The sequence below is a fragment of the Pseudomonas sp. GL-B-26 genome, from assembly GCF_019947405.1.
Lineage (GTDB): Bacteria > Pseudomonadota > Gammaproteobacteria > Pseudomonadales > Pseudomonadaceae > Aquipseudomonas.
The window spans coordinates 16,152-35,267 of the sequence record NZ_JAGYGJ010000015.1 but is presented as its reverse complement, the minus strand read 5'-3'; the positions used below and the strand labels follow the sequence as shown (position 1 = coordinate 35,267).

Below are 19,116 nucleotides of genomic sequence, written 5' to 3'. Positions count from 1 at the left end.
CTGCAAAAACCCGCAGGGAGCCTGATGTGAGCCTATTAGAAGACAACCAATCCACCGACCTCGAGAAAATGGTCGGCCTCAGCCGCCGAGGTTTCATCAGCGCCGGCGCCCTTTGTGGTGCCGCGATGTTCCTGGGCGGCAACCTGCTGAGCCGCAGCGTGCTGGCCGCGAGCGTCAGCGCCGGCTCCAGCAAACTGTTGGGTTTTGACAGTATTCCCGCCGCCACCAGCGACGCCATCACTCTGCCGCCAGGCTACAAATCTTCGGTATTGATCAGCTGGGGCCAGCCCCTGCAGAAGAACGGCCCGGCGTTCGACCCAAGTGGCAACGGCACAGCCGAACATCAGGAAGCGCAGTTCGGCGACAACAACGACGGCATGAGCCTGTTCGAGTTTCCCGGTGACAAAAACCGGGCGCTGATGGCGATCAACAACGAATACACCAACTATCGCTACCTCTACGCCCACAGCGGCATGCCGCAGTCGGCTGCTGACGTGCGCAAGGCGTTGGCCTGCGAAGGCGTGTCGGTAATCGAAGTGCAGCGCAAGAACGGCCAGTGGCATTTCGTCCAGGGCTCGCGCTACAACCGGCGCATTCACGGCAACGCGCCAATCAGCCTGAGCGGCCCGGCCGCCGGCCACGAACTGCTGAAAACCAGTGCCGACCCACACGGCAAGAACGTCCTGGGCACCTTCCAGAACTGCGCCAACGGCAAGACGCCGTGGGGCACGTACCTGACCTGCGAAGAAAACTTCACTGACTGCTTCGGCAGCAGCAATGCCGAACAAAAGTTCGACGCCGCGCAGAAACGCTACGGCGCGGTGGCGGCGAGCAAAGAGATCAACTGGCACCCACACGACGAGCGTTTCGACCTGGCGAAAAACCCCAACGAACTCAACCGTCACGGTTGGGTCGTGGAGATCGACCCGTTCGACCCGCAATCGACGCCAGTCAAACGCACTGCGCTGGGCCGCTTCAAACATGAAAACGCCGCCCTGGCCGAAACCAGTGACGGTCACGCCGTGGTGTACATGGGCGACGATGAGCGCGGTGAGTTCATCTACAAATTCGTCAGCCGCGACAAGATCAACCACAAAACCCCCAAGGCCAACCGCGACCTGCTGGACCACGGCACCTTGTACGTGGCGCGCTTCGACGCGGGCGACGGCAATGCCGATCACCCTAAAGGCCAGGGCGAATGGATCGAACTGACCCACGGCAAAAACGGCATCGACGCCAGCAGCGGTTTCGCCGATCAGGCCGAAGTGTTGATTCACGCCCGCCTCGCGGCCAGCGTGGTAAAAGCTACGCGCATGGACCGTCCGGAATGGATCGTCGTCAGCCCCAAGGATGGCCAGGTCTATTGCACGCTGACCAACAACGCCAAGCGAGGCGAGGACGGGCAACCGGTGGGCGGGCCGAACCCTCGCGAGAAGAACTTCTACGGACAGATTCTGCGTTGGCGCACCGACCGTGACGATCACGGTGCCAAAAGCTTTTCCTGGGACCTGTTTGTGGTCGCCGGCAACCCCGGTGTTCACGCCGGCACGCCGAAGGGCGGTTCGTCGAACATCACGCCGCAGAACATGTTCAACAGCCCGGACGGCTTGGGTTTCGACAAGGACGGAAGGTTGTGGATTCTCACCGATGGCGATTCGAGCAATGCCGGCGACTTCGCGGGCATGGGCAACAATCAGATGCTCTGCGCTGATCCGGTCACCGGGGAGATACGTCGCTTCATGGTCGGGCCGGTGGGTTGCGAAGTGACGGGGATCAGCTTCTCGCCGGATCAGAAGACCTTGTTTGTCGGGATTCAGCATCCGGGGGAAAACGGCGGGTCGACGTTCCCTGAGCATCTGCCGAATGGCAAGCCGCGGTCTTCGGTGATGGCGATTTCCCGCGAGGATGGCGGGATCGTCGGCGCCTGATAAGGCCTCTTCGCGAGCAAGCCCGCTCCCACACTGGATCTCCTGTGTGTCACAAAAAGTGTGAACACCAACGATCCAGTGTGGGAGCGGGCTTGCTCGCGAAGGCGTCAGCCCAGACAACACTCATCTCAAGCCCAACCCCCTAAAGAAGCCCCGTCTGCGCTACCATGCTTGGCCGGACGCGGCAGCCTGCTGCGCGCAGGAGTCAGCATGGCCCACCCGTTTGCAACCCTCACCCCAGACCTCGTGCTCGATGCCGTCGAAAGCATCGGCTTTCTCAGCGACGCGCGCATTCTGGCGCTCAACAGCTACGAGAACCGTGTCTATCAGGTCGGTATCGAAGACTCCGAGCCGCTGATCGCCAAGTTCTACCGTCCGCAGCGCTGGACCAATGAAGCGATTCTCGAAGAACACCAATTCACCTTCGAACTCGCCGAGTGCGACGTGCCGGTGGTCGCGCCGATGATTCACAACGGCGCCAGCCTGCACGAACACAACGGTTTCCGATTCACCCTGTTCCCCCGTCGTGGGGGCCGAGCGCCGGAGCCCGGCAATCTCGATCAGCTGTATCGCTTGGGGCAACTGCTCGGTCGTCTGCACGCCGTCGGCACTACAAAACCGTTCGAACACCGCGAAGCGCTGGGTGTGAAGAACTTCGGGCATGACTCGCTGACGACATTGCTCGAAGGCAATTTCGTACCTAAAAGCCTGCTGCCGGCCTACGAGTCCGTGGCCCGAGACCTGCTGAAACGGGTGGAAGAGGTCTACAACGTTACGCCGCACAAGAACATCCGCATGCACGGCGACTGCCATCCCGGCAACATGATGTGCCGCGACGAGATGTTCCACATCGTCGACCTCGACGACTGCCGCATGGGCCCGGCGGTGCAGGACATCTGGATGATGCTGGCGGGGGATCGTCAGGAATGTCTCGGTCAGTTGTCGGAATTGATGGACGGCTACAGTGAGTTCCACGACTTCGATCCGCGGGAACTGGCGTTGATCGAACCGCTGCGCGCCTTGCGCCTGATGCACTACAGCGCCTGGCTCGCCCGCCGCTGGGACGACCCGGCGTTCCCGCACAGTTTTCCGTGGTTTGGTAGTGAACGGTATTGGGGCGACCAAGTGTTGGCCTTGCGCGAACAGTTGGCTGCCCTGAATGAAGAACCCCTAAAGCTCTTCTAACCACCACAGATCCCCTGTGGGAGCGGGCTTGCTCGCGAAGACGGACTGCCATTCACCGATGATGTCGACTTTACTGACGCCTTCGCGAGCAAGTCGAATCGTCGCACCGCCGCCCCCACATTGGTCCGCGACCATTCCTGCAAATCTCCTTACAATCCCCTCTTTGTTAGCTGCCTAAGCAAGGATTCTGCATGCAAGCCGCCAACCCGCGTCGCGGGTACATCCTGGGCCTGAGTGCCTACATCATCTGGGGACTTTTCCCGCTCTACTTCAAAGCCATCGCCAGCGTGCCCGCCGTGGAGATCATCATCCACCGAGTGCTCTGGTCCGCGCTGTTCGGCGCCTTGCTGCTGATGGTGTGGAAACATCCGGGCTGGTGGCGCGAGTTGCGTGATAACCCGAAACGCCTGGCGATCCTGGCCCTGAGCGGCACGTTGATCGCGGCCAACTGGCTGACCTACGTCTGGTCGGTGAACAACGGGCGCATGCTCGAAGCCAGTCTCGGTTACTACATCAACCCGCTGGTGAACGTGCTGTTGGGCATGCTGATCCTTGGCGAACGACTGCGGCGCATGCAATGGCTGGCGGTTGGCCTGGCGGCGGTAGGCGTCGCGCAGCAGGTCTGGCAAGTCGGCAGTCTGCCGTGGGTGTCCCTGGTGCTGGCGCTGACGTTCGGTTTCTACGGACTGATCCGCAAGCAGGCACCGGTCAAGGCGTTGCCGGGTCTGGTGGTGGAAACCTGGATGCTGGTCCCGATTGCCGTCGCGTGGTTGTTGTTCAACCCCACTGCAAGCAGTGCTCAAGCCGAATTCTGGACCACGTCCGAAGCCTGGTGGCTGGTGGCCGCTGGTCCGGTGACGCTGGTGCCGCTGGTGTGTTTCAACGCCGCAGCAAGGCATTTGCCCTACACGACGTTGGGATTTCTCCAGTACCTGGCGCCGACGCTGGTGCTGTTGCAAGCCGTTCTGCTGTTTGGCGAACAGTTGTCGTCGAGCACACTGGTGGCATTCATCTTTATCTGGGCGGGCCTGGCGGTTTACAGCGTCGACGCGTGGATAAGTCTGCGACGCCGCTGCTGATCAAAAAACGTACAAACCTCTGCAGGCCACGGCTACCTTGGCCTGGCGGGCTGTCTCTACAGGTTATCCACAGGCAGGTGCACGTATAACTTGGATAACCTGCTCAGGGTTCACTGCGCAGCACCAATTCGACCATCAAATCATCCGCCAGGGTTTCCAGGCGCGATTGCAGCACGTCCAGAGACAGCGTCAGCGGCACCGCCAGAATCGCTTCAGCGTGAAATAAAGGCTCGCTGCTCATCGGCGCCGGACGTACTTCGGTCACCAGACGCTCCAGGTTCACCCCCTGCTCACTCAGCAGACGCGTGATGTCACGTACGATCCCCGGGCGGTCATTGCCCACCAATTCCATGGCTATCGGTTTCCAGGTGCAGGATTGCTCGATGCCGCTTTCGGCAATCAGCACGCGAATGCCATGGGCCGACAGCGCCTGTAGGGCATCCACCAGTTCGTCGTAGGCCTCGGCCGGCACGCCCACACGAAGAATCCCGGCGAACTGCCCGGCCATGCGCGACATGCGGCTCTCCAGCCAATTGCCGCCGTGCTCGGCGATGCATTGGGCTATGCGCTCGACCTGCCCTGGCTTGTCCGGAGCGAAAACAGTGAGTACGAGGTGGTCCATGGCGCAGCCCTCTTGTCATGACTTTTGTTATAGAAGACCAAGTATAGGCAAGGGCCGGGAATCGGCTCGGCGTCTCAGAAAACCAAAGCCTCATAGCAGGGCGCTGAAGATTATGTGTACAAGTTTTTATATTTAACTGGAACAATCCAATGGTTTTTTGAGAACATCCCGTACCCCGACGTGACCGCAATGCGTCATAGCGTCGCAGAACGACGTAATTAGTCTAATTTTCACAAGCGCAATTCATCATGTAGTATGCCGCAGCGCGCACTACATAACGCTGGATCGATGTCTGCCGCAGGTGCAGCCACAACCCTGAAAGCCCCGTCAGCAAGGCCTCAATGCCGTTGATTGGTCATAACCCAGCCGCCCGCAATGGCATGTACTGGTCAAAAGGTTTGTGGTTTAAATGCCAAAGGCTTCATTGTTAAATTGAAGAGCTGAAAAGCGAAATAGCTGAGCAGAGTGAGGCAAGCAATGACTGAACACGTTCAAGTCGGTGGCCTGCAGGTCGCCAAAGTCCTGTTCGACTTCGTGAACAACGAAGCCATTCCCGGTACCGGCCTCACCGCCGATAAGTTCTGGGCCGGTGCCGATAAGGTCATTCATGACCTGGCGCCGAAGAACAAAGCCCTACTCGCCAAACGCGATGATTTCCAGGCTCGTATCGACGGCTGGCACCAAGCGCGTGCCGGCCAGGCACACGACGCCGTGGCTTATAAAGCCTTCTTGCAAGACATCGGTTATCTGCTGCCAGAAGCGGCCGATTTCCAGGCAACGACGCAAAACGTCGATGACGAAATCGCCCGCATGGCCGGTCCACAGCTCGTGGTGCCGGTGATGAACGCCCGTTTCGCGCTCAATGCCTCGAACGCCCGTTGGGGTTCGCTGTATGACGCGCTCTACGGCACCGATGCCATCAGCGAAGCTGACGGCGCGGAAAAAGGCAAAGGCTACAACAAGGTTCGCGGCGACAAGGTCATCGCCTTCGCCCGCGCCTTCCTCGACGAAGCGGCGCCATTGGCTGCCGGCACTCACGTCGATTCCACCGGCTACAAGATCGTTGACGGCAAACTGGTGGTCGCCCTTAAAGGCGGCAGCAATACCGGCCTGCGCAACGATGCACAGCTGATCGGTTTCCACGGCGATGCAGCCGCACCGACCGCGATCCTGCTGAAAAACAACGGCCTGCACTTTGAAATCCAGGTCGATGCCAGCACCCCGGTCGGCCAGACCGATGCTGCCGGCCTCAAAGACATCCTGATGGAAGCCGCGCTGACCACCATCATGGACTGCGAAGACTCGGTCGCCGCCGTCGATGCCGATGACAAAGTGGTGATCTACCGCAACTGGCTCGGCCTGATGAAGGGCGATCTGTCGGAAGAAGTCTCCAAGGGCGGTCAGACCTTTACCCGCACCATGAACGCCGACCGCACTTATACCGGTGTCGATGGTAAAGAACTGAGCCTGCATGGTCGTTCGCTGCTGTTCGTGCGCAACGTCGGTCACCTGATGACCATCGATGCGATCCTCGATAAGGATGGCAACGAAGTGCCGGAAGGCATCCTCGACGGCCTGGTCACCAGCCTCGCGGCAATCCACAGCCTCAACGGTAACAACTCGCGTAAGAACAGCCGTACCGGCTCGGTCTACATCGTGAAGCCGAAGATGCACGGCCCGGAAGAAGCGGCGTTCACCAACGAGCTGTTCGGTCGCATCGAAGAAGTCCTCGGCTTGCCAAGCAACACGCTGAAAGTCGGGATCATGGACGAGGAACGCCGTACCACGGTCAACCTCAAGGCCTGCATCAAGGCTGCCAGCGAGCGTGTAGTGTTCATCAACACCGGGTTCCTCGACCGTACCGGTGATGAAATTCACACCTCCATGGAAGCCGGCCCGATGGTGCGCAAGGCGGACATGAAGGCTGAGAAGTGGATCGGCGCCTACGAGAACTGGAACGTCGATATCGGTTTGAGCACCGGCCTGCAAGGTCGCGCCCAGATCGGTAAAGGCATGTGGGCCATGCCGGACCTGATGGCAGCGATGCTCGAACAGAAAATCGCTCACCCGCTGGCCGGTGCCAACACTGCCTGGGTTCCATCGCCGACCGCTGCTGCGCTGCACGCGCTGCACTATCACAAGGTCAATGTGTTCGCCCGTCAGGCTGAACTGGCCAATCGTGCGCGCGCTTCGGTGGATGACATCCTGACCATCCCGTTGGCCGTCAATCCAGACTGGACTGCAGAGCAGATCAAGAACGAACTGGACAACAACGCCCAGGGCATTCTCGGTTACGTGGTGCGCTGGATCGACCAGGGCGTGGGTTGTTCGAAAGTGCCGGACATCAACGACGTCGGCCTGATGGAAGACCGTGCGACGCTACGGATTTCCAGCCAGCACATCGCCAACTGGCTGCGTCACGGCATCGTCACCGAAGATCAGGTCATGGAAAGCCTCAAGCGCATGGCGCCAGTGGTTGACCGTCAGAACGCCAATGATCCGCTGTATCGTCCGCTGGCACCTGACTTCGACAGCAACATCGCCTTCCAGGCGGCGGTCGAACTGGTGGTCGAAGGCACCAAACAGCCGAACGGCTACACCGAGCCGGTTCTGCACCGTCGCCGCCGCGAGTTCAAGGCTGCCAATGGCCTGTAACTAAGCGATGACGCCGGACAAAAAAAGCCCTGATCGAAAGATCAGGGCTTTTTTATTTGAAGCAAAATCAAAAGCGGTTTACACATCCATTCCCAACTCATGCTTGACCAGCTCCAACAGCTTGCCGGTATCGACAGGCTTGAGCAGGAAGTCGACCACGCTCAAGTGCATCGCAGCGATCGCATCTTTCACGTCGGCGTCACCGGAAACGATGATGAACGGCATTGCCGCCCGAACCGATTCACGGACCTGCCGGATCAGGTCCAGACCACCGACATTTCTCATCCGCAGATCAGTAATCACCAGGCCAATCGATGGCATCGTCTCCAACATCCTGAGTGCAGTTTCGCCACTGGCGGCAGTCATGCAGCGCACTCCGTCCAGCGCCAGAATCTCCGACAGCAACTCGCGCGCGTCTTTATCGTCGTCGACGATCAGCACCCGCTGCGGCGGCAGGTCAGGTTCCAGCATGACGTCACTCAGCGCCTTGCGCTCGGCGTCACTCAAAATATCGTGGTCGGACATGGCTTTCTCTGCTTTTCCAATTCAATTGCCTATCACTTCCGTGTGACATCACCCGGCAGACCTTCAGGGTGCACTTCGTCGGAAAGCTTTCCTATAGCCAATGTAGGAGGTTTTTCCCACAGTTGCGTAAGACATTTCCCAAATACCTACAGGTTCACTGCCTACCTAGACTTACGTCCAATGGGCACCCCGCGCGCAGGGGCCGACCATGGCCAGGTCATCCGACAACAACAATTCAAAATAGACTGCGGTAATGGTTATGAGTAAAGCGGACGCCTTCACACAGGCAGGGAAAACCGCGGTGTTGCAGAACATCCAGGGCACTTTGCAATTCCTTCAGCGCTTCCCGCCCTTCAATCAAATGGAACACGCCCACCTGGCGTACCTGGTCGAGCAGTGTCAGCTGCGTTTTTATGCGCCCGGCGAGAGCATCCTCAAGCCCGCCGACGGCCCGGTTGAGCATTTCTACATCGTCAAGCAAGGCCGGGTCGTGGGTGAACGCCCCCATACGGCCAAGGGCGGCACCGAAACCACCTTCGAGATCACCACCGGCGAGTGTTTCCCCCTCGCCGCGCTGCTGGGTGAGCGCGCGACGCGTACCGAGCATCTGGCCTCCGAAGACACCTTTTGCCTACAGCTGAACAAGCTGGCGTTCATCAAACTGTTCGCACTTTCCAACGCGTTTCGCGACTTTTCCCTACGCGGCGTGAGCAGCCTGCTGGATCAGGTCAACCAACAAGTCCAGCAAAAAGCCGTGGAAACCCTCGGCACCCAGTACTCGCTCAATACCCGCCTGGGCGAATTGGCCATGCGCCACCCGGTGACCTGCAGCCCGACCACGCCACTGCGTGAAGCCGTGACCCTGATGCATGGGCAGCAGGTCGGCAGCATTGTGGTGGTCGACGAACATAAATCGCCGCTGGGCATTTTCACCCTGCGCGACCTGCGCCATGTGGTGGCCGACGGCACTGACGATTTCAACGAAGCCATCGAACGCCACATGACCCGGGCGCCGTTTTACCTGTCGCCGGACCACAGCGCCTTCGATGCGGCGATTGCCATGACCGAGCGGCACATCGCCCACGTCTGCCTGGTGAAGGATCATCGCCTGTGTGGCGTGGTCTCGGAACGTGATCTGTTTTCCCTGCAACGGGTCGATCTGGTGCATCTGGCGCGGACTATCCGCAGCGCCCAGAAGGTGGAAAATCTGGTCGCGATGCGCGGCGAGATCGGCCAACTGGTGGAACGCATGCTGGCCCACGGCGCCTCTTCAACCCAGATCACGCACATCATTACCCTGCTTAACGACCACACCGTCTGCAGGGTGATCGAACTGACCCTCGCCGAGAAAGGTGATCCCGGCATTCCGTTCAGTTGGCTGTGCTTCGGTAGCGAAGGCCGCCGCGAACAGACGCTGCACACCGATCAGGACAATGGCATTTTGTTCGAAGCCCGGGACGCGGCCCACGCCGCCGAGATTCGCGGCAAATTGCTGCCCATTGCCCAGCAGATCAACCAGAGCCTGGCGCTCTGCGGTTTCACCCTGTGCAAGGGCAATATCATGGCCGGCAACCCGGAGCTGTGTTTGTCCCGGGCCGAATGGTCGCGACGTTTTGCGGCGTTTATCCGCGAAGCAACGCCGGAGAACCTGTTGGGTTCGAGCATTTATTTCGACTTGCGGGTGGTCTGGGGCGACGAGCAAGGCTGCGAGCAGCTGCGTAAGGGCATTCTCGATCAGGTGAATGACAACCGACTGTTCCAACGGATGATGGCCGAGAACGCCCTGCGTAACCGTCCGCCCGTAGGACGTTTCCGTGAGTTCGTACTGGCTCGCAAGAATGGCGAGAAAGCCACTCTGGACTTGAAAATCCAGGGGCTGACGCCTTTTGTCGACGGTGCCCGACTGCTCGCGTTGGCCCATGGGGTCGAGGCGAACAACACGCTGGAGCGCTTTCGCCAACTGGTGGACAAAGAAGTCATCGAACGGCTGGACGGTGCGGCGTACGAAGAGGCCTATCACTTCATCCAGCAAGCGCGCATGCAGCAACATCAGCTACAGACCCGGGAGAACTTGCCCTACTCCAACCGGGTCGATCCAGACAGCCTCAATCATCTGGATCGACGGATCCTGCGTGAATCCCTGCGCCAGGCACAACGCCTGCAAAGCAGCCTCGCCCTGCGGTATCAGCTATGAGCCTGTTTTCATGGTTGCGCCCGGCAGGTCCGAGCCTTCCCGGCGAACTCCAACAACGTCTGCAACGCTTGCCCCCGGCGGCAGAGCTCGGCGAATGCAGCCTGCGCGAACAGCGCTGGGTGGTGCTCGACCTGGAAACCACCGGGCTGAACCTGAACAAGGACCGAGTGTTGTCCATCGGCGCGGTAGTGATCGAGGACGGCGCGATCGATTTCAGCCAGCAGTTCGAGCGCACGTTGCAATGCACCGACATGAAGTTGGCTCCCAGCGTGTTGATCCATGGCCTGGGGCCGAGTGCGATTGCCGCGGGCAGCGATCCGGCTCAGGCCCTGGTCGAATTCATGGAATTTGTTGGCGACAGCCCGGTGCTGGCGTTTCACGCGCCGTTCGATCAGCACATGCTCGGGCGCGCCTTGAAAGACCATCTGGGCTACAAGTTGCAGCATCCGTTTCTGGATGTGGCTGATATCGCACCGTTGCTTTGCCCTCAGGCGCACATTCGCGATGCCGGTCTGGATCAGTGGATCGACTGGTTCAAACTGGAAGTGTTCGAGCGCCACAATGCCAGTGCCGATGCGTTGGCCACCGCTGAACTGGCGTTGATTTTATTCAGCCGGGCGCGGCAGATGCAGATTCATAGTCCGTTGAATTTGCAGCAGCGGTTGAGTCAGTGGAAGCGCAGACAGCGAGCGCCTTCTTTCTGACAGCCACCGCAATCCTTTGTAGCAGCTGCCGAAGGCTGCGTTCGGCAGCTGCTACAAAATCCGTGCGGGTCCTAAAAATCTGGTTATCCCAACCCGACCAGCGCCAATTGCTTACCTCCCCCGCCTCTGACACAATCGCGAACAATTCTCGTTAGTTAATACTTCCCAATCGGTGATGCTACGTGTCGTCAGTCCAAAGCCCTCAAAGTGAGCTCGTTGGTGCGTTGTATCGCGACCATCGCGGTTGGCTATTGGCCTGGCTGCGACGCAATGTAGCCTGTCCGCAACGGGCCGAAGACCTGAGTCAGGACACTTTCGTGCGTTTGCTGGGCCGTGAAGAACTGAAGGAGCCACGCGAACCGCGCGCGTTTCTGGTGGCGATTGCCAAGGGTCTGCTGTTCGACTATTTCCGCCGCGCTGCGCTAGAGCAGGCCTACCTCACCGAACTGATGCTGATCCCCGCAGGTGAACAACCGTCGGTGGAGGAACAGCAACTGATCCTCGAAGACCTCAAAGCCATCGACCGCCTGCTCGGCAAGCTTTCAAGCAAGGCCCGGGCGGCGTTTCTCTATAACCGTCTCGACGGCCTCGGCCACGCCGAAATCGCCCAGCGACTGGGCGTGTCAGTGCCGCGGGTGCGTCAGTACCTGGCCCAGGGCATTCGTCAGTGCTACATCGCGTTGTACGGTGAGCCGGTATGAGTCCGGTCAGCTCCAAACCCGTCTCGGCGCAGGTGCTGGATGCCGCGATTGCCTGGCAATTGTCCCTGGACTCCGGCAACCCGGTGGAGCGCGAAGAGTTCGCCAAATGGCACGCCGCCCACGAAGAACATGCGCGGGCCTGGCGCCAACTGGGCATGCTCGACCAGCGCTTCAGCGTCGCCAGCGGCCCGGCTCGCACTGCTTTACTGCAATCGCGGGAAAGCATTCGCCGGCGTGTGCGCAAACTCGGCAGCGGCGTGGCCAGCATCGTCGCGGTGATCGGGTTGGCGTTGTTCGCCGGTGATCGTTATTTGCCGATCGACTATTGGCTGGCCGACCAGCGCACCGCCACCGGTGAGCAACGCACCCTGCGCCTGACCGACGGCACGCTGATCAACCTCAACACCCACAGTGCCGTGGATGTGCGTTTCGATGAAAAACAACGGCTGATCATCCTCCAGGAAGGGGAAATCCTCGTCGAAACCGGCCATGGCGACGCCCGGCCGTTTATCGTCGAAACCCGCGAAGGCAGCATGCGCGCGTTGGGGACAAGGTTCCTGGTCAAGCGCGAAGAAGAAGGCACGCGCCTGAGCGTGCTGAAGTCGGCAGTGGCGGCCCATCCCCAGTCGAGTCCCGAAGAGCAGATTCTGCGTGAAGGCCAGCAAGTCCTGATGCGCAGCAATGGCCTTGGGCCGATTGTCGCGCTCAACCTCGGCGCCGACGCCTGGACCCGCGGCATGCTGGTGGTGGACAACACACGGCTGGAGGACCTGGTTCATGAACTCGGTCGTTATCGCCGCGGGTATTTGGGGGTTGCACCTGAAATCGCCGATCTGCGGATCACCGGCAGCTTCCCGCTGCACGACACCGATCTGGCCCTGAGCGCCCTGCTGCCGACCCTGCCGGTGCAGATCGAACAGCACACGCCGTGGTGGGTGACGGTGGCGGCAAAAACTGAGGCCAAGCCCTGAGAGGGATTGCGTCTGATAGACCGCTTTCGCGAGCAAGCCCGCTCCCACATTCGACCGTATCCTCATGGAAGAACTCGGTGAAATGTGGGAGCGGGCTTGCTCGCGAAGGGGCCATCAGCCTCGCCACATCAAAACGACTTGTTTACTGAATCGAAATTATTTTCAATCAACCCTATCACTTTTGAACTCTCGTTCGGCACCTGAGCAATTGAGAAATATTTCCATTCAGGAGCCGCTGTATGTCCCGTTCGCTCGACACCTTGTTGCGCCCCAGTTTGCTGGCGATTGCCATTGCCCTTTGTGCCCCTCTGGCCAGCAGTCAGCTGATGGCCGCTGAACAGGCGTCCAGCGTTCGCGCTTACAACCTGCCGGCCGCGCCATTGGCCAGCACCCTGAACCAGATCGCCAGCCAGGCCGGTCTGGCGCTGTCGTTGAATCCTTCACTGGCAGCGGGCAAGACCTCGGCGCCGGTCAAAGGCCAGTTCGATGCAGCCGGCGCCCTGCGCGAAGCCTTGCGCGGCAGCGAACTGCAACTGGAACAGAGCAGCGCAGGCACTTATAGCCTGGTGGCCGTGCCTGAAGGCGTGATGGCCCTGCCGGAAACCGCCGTCATTGGCGTGGAAAACACCGAAAGTGCCTGGGGACCGGTGCAAGGTTACCTGGCGACCCGCACCGCCGCCGGCACCAAGACCGATACCGCGCTGGTCGAAGTACCGCGCTCGATTTCGATCGCCACCCGCGAGCAAATGGACGACCGCAATGTGCATAGCCTCGATGACGCGGTGCGCTACATGCCCGGCATCACCGCCAGCAGCTACGGCAGCGACACCCGTGCCGACTGGTTGCGCGTGCGGGGTTTCGAACCGACGCAGTTCCTCGATGGCCTGCCACTGCCAAAAGGCGTGTACGCCAACCCGAAACAGGAGACCTGGAACCTCGACCGCCTCGCCCTGCTGCGCGGCCCGGCCTCATCGGTTTACGGCCAGACCCCGCCAGGCGGTTTGCTGGACATGGTCAGCCGTCGCCCCAGCGCCGTGTCGAGCAGCGAAATCCAGGTGCAATATGGCAGCGATAATCATCGCCAGATCAACTTTGCCAGCACCGGCAGGATCGATGACGAAGGCCAGTTCCTCTACGGTTTGAGCGGTGTGGTGCGCGACAGCGGCACGCAGATCGACCACGTCGACAACAAGCGCTACAACATCGCGCCGAGCCTGACCTGGAACATCGACGAAGACACCAAGTTCACCCTGCTGACGCAATTCACCCGTGACGATACCGGCATCACCAGCCAGTTCCTGCCGGTGCAGGGCACCAGGATCCATTCGCCGCTCGGCAAGATTTCCCATCACAAGAACCTCGGCGACCCGGACTGGGAATTCTACGACCGCACCTACTACGCACTGGGCTACACCTTTGAACATCGCTTGAACGATGTCTGGCAGTTCAAGCAGAACCTGCGCTACACCAAATCGGACCTGTCCTTCCAGGCCCTCACCCCCGGCGCCTACCCGTACACCCAGGTCGATGCGGATGGCAACGTTGGCCGCTCGAGCACCAGTGTCGACGAGGACATCAGCCAGTTCGCCGTGGACAACAACTTCCAGGGCGACTTCGCGACCGGCGACATCCGTCACACCCTGTTGATCGGCCTCGATCACCAGCGCACCAACACCAACTACACCTCGATCTTCGGCGACGGGCTGACCACTAACGTCAACAACCCGATCTATGGCCAGCCCATCGTTCGTCCGCCACGTTCGGCGGCGTTTTACGACTACAACCAGAAGACCTACCAGACCGGCCTGTACGTCCAGGACCAAATGGCCCTCGACCAATGGCGCCTGACGTTGGGTGGTCGTGAAGACTGGGTCCACACCGGCACCAAATTCTTCAACAAAGGCGATGCCACCAACACCGAGCGCGACAAGAACTTCAGCGGCAACGCGGCGATCAGCTACGTGTTCGACTCGGGCTTCGTGCCCTACCTGTCCTACTCCGAATCGTTCCAGCCGACCAGCAACGCCACGGCATCGCCGACCGATTCGCTCAAGCCGACCGAAGGCAAACAGTGGGAACTGGGCATCAAGTACCAACCGCCTGGCAGCAGCACCCTGCTGACCGCGGCGGTCTACGACCTGACCCAGAAAAACGTCTCCGTCACCACGACCAACTCGGACAACGTTTCGGTCACCAGCCAGACCGGTGAAGTGAAAGTCAAAGGCCTGGAACTGGAAGCCGTCTCCGACGTGACCGAGAACCTCAAGGTCATCGCCGCTTACACCCTGGCCAAATCCGAAGTGCAGAAAGGCGATTTCAAAGGCAATCGCCTGCAACTGATGCCTAACCAGCAGGCTTCGCTGTGGACCGATTACACCTGGCACAACGGCGTGCTGGACGGTTTCGGCATCGGCGCCGGCGCTCGCTACACCGGCAACACTTACGGCGACCAAGGCAACACCTCGCTCGGCAAGGCTGACGCCTACACCGTGTTCGACGCCGCGGTTCATTACGACCTGGGCCGTCTGGACAACAGCCTGAAAGGCGCCTCCCTGGCGCTGAACGCCACCAACCTGTTCGACAAGGACTACATCTCCACGTGCGACAGCTTCTACTGCTACTACGGCGACCAACGCAGCGTCGTCGCCAGTGCCACTTACAAGTGGTAATGGCCTGACCTGACACGCCCAAGTCCCGAGCCGTCCGACATGGACGGCTTTGGTATTTCTGAAGGCTATGAAATGAAAAGCAAAACAATTCGCCGCTGGTCCTTCGTCCACACCTGGACCAGCCTGATCTGCACCGTGTTCCTGCTGATGCTCGCGCTGACCGGCCTGCCATTGATCTTCCATCACGAGATCGACCACCTGCTGGGCGATGCCGCTGAATTGAAGGCAATGCCGGCGGACACTCCGCTGCTGAATTTGCAGGAGTTGGTGCAGGCGGCTGAACAGCATCGGCCCGGCGAGGTCATGCAGTATTTCGGCTTCGATGAAGACGAGCCCAACGCCGCGATTACGATCATGGCGGCCACCGCCGGCACTGAACCAAATTCGTCTCACACCTTCATGCTCGACGCCCGCACCGGTGAAGCGCTGGAAATGCCATCGGCCAATGGCGGCTTCATGATGATCATGTTGCGCCTGCACGTGGACATGTTCGCCGGTCTGCCGGGCAAGTTGCTGCTGGCGTTCATGGGGATTCTGTTCGTGGTGGCGATTGTCTCCGGGACGGTGCTGTACCTGCCGTTCATGCGGCGTTTGAAATTCGCCACCGTGCGCCAGGACAAATCCACCCGCCTGCGTTGGCTCGATCTGCATAACCTGATCGGTGTAGTGACGCTGACCTGGGCCTTGGTGGTCGGCGTCACCGGCGTCATCAGCGCCTGCGCCGACCTGTTGATTGCCGCGTGGCGCAACGACAGCCTGAGCGCGATGGTCGCGCCGTACCGCGATGCGCCGCCACTGACACAACTGGCGCCCGCGACCCGCTTGCTCGACATCGTCAAGGAAGTCGCACCGGGCATGCAGCCGGACTTCATTGCCTTCCCCGGCACACGCTTCTCCAGCGAACACCATTATGCGGTGTTCATGAAAGGCAGCACCCACCTGACCTCGCACCTGCTGACACCGGTGCTGATCGACGCCAGTACCCTGCAAGTCACCGCCGTGGCCGAACGCCCGTGGTACATGGACGCCATGGGCATGTCTCAACCGCTGCACTTCGGTGATTACGGCGGCATGCCGATGAAGATCCTCTGGGCGACGCTGGATGGGCTGACCATCATCGTCCTCGGTAGCGGGGTTTATCTTTGGGTGGTGCGACGCAAGGCTGCGAAACCGGTGCTCGATAACGCGGAGAGTCCAGCATGAGGCCGCGGCAGTCGAATTTCTGGAAGGTCTTTTCCACCCCCACGGTTATCGCCCTGCTCAGCGCCGCGGGGTTGTTTTCCGCGTTACTGGGGGATGGCGTGTGGGATGCCCTGAGCTGGCTTGGCTTGGGCATTCCCGCAATCCTCGCCCTGCGCGGCCTGCTGCAACGCCGCTAACAACAGCGAACCTGTTGCGTGAAACACGCGCTATGCTGCCCAGCACTGTCCCACACCGAGACGCTGCCATGTCCGCACCCAGCATGACCCTGTTCCATAACCCTTTATCGCCCTTCGTTCGCAAAGTCATGGTGCTGCTGCACGAAACCGGTCAACAGGACCGCGTGGCGTTGCAAGACTGCGTACTCACACCGGTCAGCCCGGACCTGATACTCAACGAAGACAACCCACTGGGTAAAATCCCGGCCTTGCGCCTGGCCGATGGCAACGTCATCCATGACAGCCGGGTGATCCTCGACTACCTCGATCACCAGCACGTCGGCAACCCGCTGATACCGCGTAACGGCTCGGCCCGCTGGCGGCGCCTGACCCTGGCCTCCCTGGCCGACGGGATCATGGACGCTGCGGTGCTGATTCGTTATGAAGTCGCCCTGCGTGCCCCGGAAAAACACTGGGGCGAGTGGCTCGATGGCCAGCGCGAGAAGATTCGTCGCGGCCTGGCATTGCTGGAAGTGGACGCGATCGCCGAGCTGACCAGCCATTTCGATGTGGCGGCGATCAGTGTTGCCTGTGCGTTGGGTTACCTGGATTTGCGCCATCCGGATCTGGAATGGCGCACGACGAATCCGAAGCTGGCGAACTGGTACTTCGAGGTGAGTCAGCGGGCTTCGATGCTGGCGACGATGCCGAAGGTTTAGAACTTCGCTGGCTGTCAGGGCCTCTTCGCGAGCAAGCCCGCTCCCACAGTTGATCGGTTGTGTGCACGAATTTTGTGTTCACTGGAGATCCCTTGTGGGAGCGGGCTTGCTCGCGAATGCACCACACCGGATCTAACGGAAACAACCCGAATATCAGCGTCGCCAACACCTCCCCCTCCCGCTGATCCTCACGCAACCCCAACGACCGGCTCATTCCACCGCTCCCATATCAAACACCAGCGGCTTGGCCGACTTCTGCCCAATCCCATACCAGTCCAGCTTGCGGGTCAGCACCATAAACACGCCCAACAACCCGAACAACAGCAGCGAACCCATCAATAACGCGTAATCCTCTGCACTCAGCAAGCCATAGAGCAAGCCATACAACGCCGCCAATCCCGCCGAAAAACTCAAGCCGTGACGCACGCTACGCAGCACATGGCAGACATAAAAACCGATCAACAACACACAGCCGCCCGCCGACAGCAGGTACGCCAGGGCAAAGCCGATGTGCTCGGACAGCGACAGCAACAGCAGGTAGAAAAACGCCAGGGCCACGCCCACCAGCGCGTATTGCACCGGGTGTACCGCCAGGCTTTTCAGCACTTCGAAGAGGAAGAAACCGGCGAAGGTCAGGACGATAAACAGCAATGCATATTTGATGGCCCGATCGCTTTTCAGGTACTGATCCACCGGGTCGATGAAGCTCACACCGAAACTGCGGCCGGTGAAGGCGTCGCAGTCGCCGCCGGACACGCAGCTGCTCAAGGCCTCTTGCAAGTTGGTGGAGAAAAACGAGGTCTGCCAATTGGCGGTAAAACCCTGATCGCTGACTTCACGCTGGGCCGGCAGGTAGTTGCCGATGAAACTCGGATGCGGCCAATTGGCGGCCAGCGATACTTTGCTGGTCTTGCCCACCGGAAGAATCTGCAACTGACCAGTGCCTTGCAGACGCAGGTCGAAACCGAAGGCCAGTTCTGTGGCTTGCTTCGTGTCGAGCGCCGGCAGGGTGACATGCACGCCCTCCCCCAACCAGCCCACCTGGCTACCGGGGACGAAGTCGAGTTTCTGGCCATTGAGTTCAAGTTTCAGGGCGTTTTCGATGCCGCGAATGTCGCTGATCCCGACCGCCAAAAACGGCTGGCCGAACTGGTAATCGGCGAAGTCGTCCTTGATGCCCAATTGAGCCGGAAGCGAGAAATGCCCGCTGATGCGGTTGTCCGCATGAAACAGACGCGCCTCATAAATGCCCCGGAAACGCAGTTCGGTCTGGACCTGGCCGTCGAGTTCGAAGCGCTCCGGGAGGAAATACAAACGGCCGCGTTCTTCACCCACGTCCTGGTAACGCTCGTTGGTTTTCTCGTTGCGCTTCCAGGTGCGCACTACTTTGCGATACGGCACCACCATCAGCGGCCCGCTCAGTTGCTGGCTGTAGCTGGAACTGCGGGCGATGTCTTCGAGGACGCCGTCGCGCAGTTGCTGACGGTCCTGGATAACGCCGTTGATCATCAAGAGCGGGATCAGCAACAACAGAATCAGAAGGGCAATTGCCCCGAGTTTTATGGTCAGGCTGCGGTTCATGGGACTCTCCCTGTTTGGATGGGGAGAGTCTGGGTTGGGTGTGTGGGGGATTTATGGGAGGAATGTGGAGACTTTGTGGAGAGTGTTTTCGGCAGGGAAAACCACCCCTCACCCTAACCCTCTCCCCAGGGGGTAGAGGGGACTGACCGAGTTGTTCTTGCAAGTTACATCGACCTGAATTATCGAGCCGAACTCAGGTTTCGAAAACCATGAAGATCGGCTCCC

15 protein-coding genes are annotated in these 19,116 nt (G+C 60.1%); 12 read left to right on the top strand and 3 right to left on the bottom strand.

Annotation, left to right across the window (positions count from 1 at the left end; all coding sequences use genetic code 11):
- The first annotated feature begins 26 nt into the window (after positions 1-26).
- The 3 genes from KGB23_RS12170 to rarD all read left to right on the top strand — a co-directional run bounded on the left by KGB23_RS12170 (position 27) and on the right by rarD (position 4,192).
- A complete protein-coding gene (locus KGB23_RS12170; RefSeq protein ID WP_223431254.1) occupies positions 27-1,928 on the top strand; it encodes a PhoX family protein in 1,902 nt (633 codons plus the stop codon).
- 210 nt (positions 1,929-2,138) lie between these two features.
- Positions 2,139-3,113, top strand: coding sequence for a serine/threonine protein kinase (locus KGB23_RS12165; RefSeq protein ID WP_033056251.1), 975 nt, complete (start codon positions 2,139-2,141; stop codon positions 3,111-3,113).
- A gap of 191 nt (positions 3,114-3,304) precedes the next feature.
- Complete coding sequence (rarD, locus tag KGB23_RS12160) at positions 3,305-4,192, top strand: EamA family transporter RarD (RefSeq protein ID WP_223431253.1); 888 nt, start codon at positions 3,305-3,307, stop codon at positions 4,190-4,192.
- Positions 4,193-4,295: 103 nt separating this feature from the next.
- Here the strand turns inward: rarD and KGB23_RS12155 are convergent, their stop codons facing one another.
- Positions 4,296-4,814: a glycine cleavage system protein R gene (locus KGB23_RS12155; protein WP_007947710.1), complete on the bottom strand. Its 519-nt coding sequence runs from the start codon at positions 4,812-4,814 to the stop codon at positions 4,296-4,298.
- Between the two features lie 477 nt (positions 4,815-5,291).
- Here KGB23_RS12155 and KGB23_RS12150 point away from each other — a divergent pair, with 477 nt between their 5' ends.
- Positions 5,292-7,469, top strand: coding sequence for a malate synthase G (locus KGB23_RS12150; protein ID WP_223431252.1), 2,178 nt, complete (start codon positions 5,292-5,294; stop codon positions 7,467-7,469).
- 78 nt (positions 7,470-7,547) lie between these two features.
- On the opposite strand, the gene KGB23_RS12145 is transcribed toward KGB23_RS12150, so the two are convergent.
- On the bottom strand, positions 7,548-7,994 hold the full coding sequence (locus tag KGB23_RS12145) for a response regulator (protein ID WP_223431251.1): 447 nt from the start codon (positions 7,992-7,994) through the stop codon (positions 7,548-7,550).
- A 253-nt stretch (positions 7,995-8,247) separates the two neighbouring features.
- Between KGB23_RS12145 and KGB23_RS12140 the strand changes: the two genes are divergently transcribed.
- From KGB23_RS12140 to KGB23_RS12105, 8 genes are all read left to right on the top strand, one after another.
- Entirely contained in the window at positions 8,248-10,188 is a 1,941-nt protein-coding gene (locus tag KGB23_RS12140) for a putative nucleotidyltransferase substrate binding domain-containing protein (protein WP_223431250.1), read from the top strand.
- Positions 10,185-10,892 (top strand): PolC-type DNA polymerase III, encoded by a 708-nt coding sequence (locus KGB23_RS12135; RefSeq protein ID WP_056741265.1) that lies wholly within the window; start codon positions 10,185-10,187, stop codon positions 10,890-10,892. Before KGB23_RS12140 ends, KGB23_RS12135 begins: the two co-directional genes overlap by 4 nt.
- A gap of 182 nt (positions 10,893-11,074) precedes the next feature.
- Positions 11,075-11,593 carry an RNA polymerase sigma factor gene (locus tag KGB23_RS12130; protein WP_033053398.1) on the top strand — a complete coding sequence of 173 codons (519 nt, stop codon included), beginning with the start codon at positions 11,075-11,077 and terminating at the stop codon, positions 11,591-11,593.
- Positions 11,590-12,564 (top strand): FecR domain-containing protein, encoded by a 975-nt coding sequence (locus KGB23_RS12125; RefSeq protein WP_223431249.1) that lies wholly within the window; start codon positions 11,590-11,592, stop codon positions 12,562-12,564. The genes KGB23_RS12130 and KGB23_RS12125 overlap by 4 nt, the downstream gene beginning before the upstream one ends.
- A 239-nt stretch (positions 12,565-12,803) precedes the next feature.
- On the top strand, positions 12,804-15,233 hold the full coding sequence (locus tag KGB23_RS12120) for a TonB-dependent siderophore receptor (RefSeq protein ID WP_223431248.1): 2,430 nt from the start codon (positions 12,804-12,806) through the stop codon (positions 15,231-15,233).
- A gap of 72 nt (positions 15,234-15,305) precedes the next feature.
- On the top strand, positions 15,306-16,436 hold the full coding sequence (locus tag KGB23_RS12115) for a PepSY-associated TM helix domain-containing protein (protein ID WP_223431247.1): 1,131 nt from the start codon (positions 15,306-15,308) through the stop codon (positions 16,434-16,436).
- Positions 16,433-16,612: a hypothetical protein gene (locus KGB23_RS12110; protein ID WP_074871475.1), complete on the top strand. Its 180-nt coding sequence runs from the start codon at positions 16,433-16,435 to the stop codon at positions 16,610-16,612. The genes KGB23_RS12115 and KGB23_RS12110 overlap by 4 nt, the downstream gene beginning before the upstream one ends.
- A 68-nt stretch (positions 16,613-16,680) precedes the next feature.
- The gene (locus tag KGB23_RS12105; protein WP_223431246.1) at positions 16,681-17,310 is read left to right on the top strand and encodes a glutathione S-transferase; all 630 of its coding nucleotides are present in this window, start codon (positions 16,681-16,683) and stop codon (positions 17,308-17,310) included.
- 210 nt (positions 17,311-17,520) lie between these two features.
- Here KGB23_RS12105 and creD read toward each other — a convergent pair whose 3' ends face one another.
- Entirely contained in the window at positions 17,521-18,891 is a 1,371-nt protein-coding gene (gene creD / locus KGB23_RS12100) for a cell envelope integrity protein CreD (RefSeq protein ID WP_223431245.1), read from the bottom strand.
- Between the last annotated feature and the right edge of the window lie 225 nt (positions 18,892-19,116).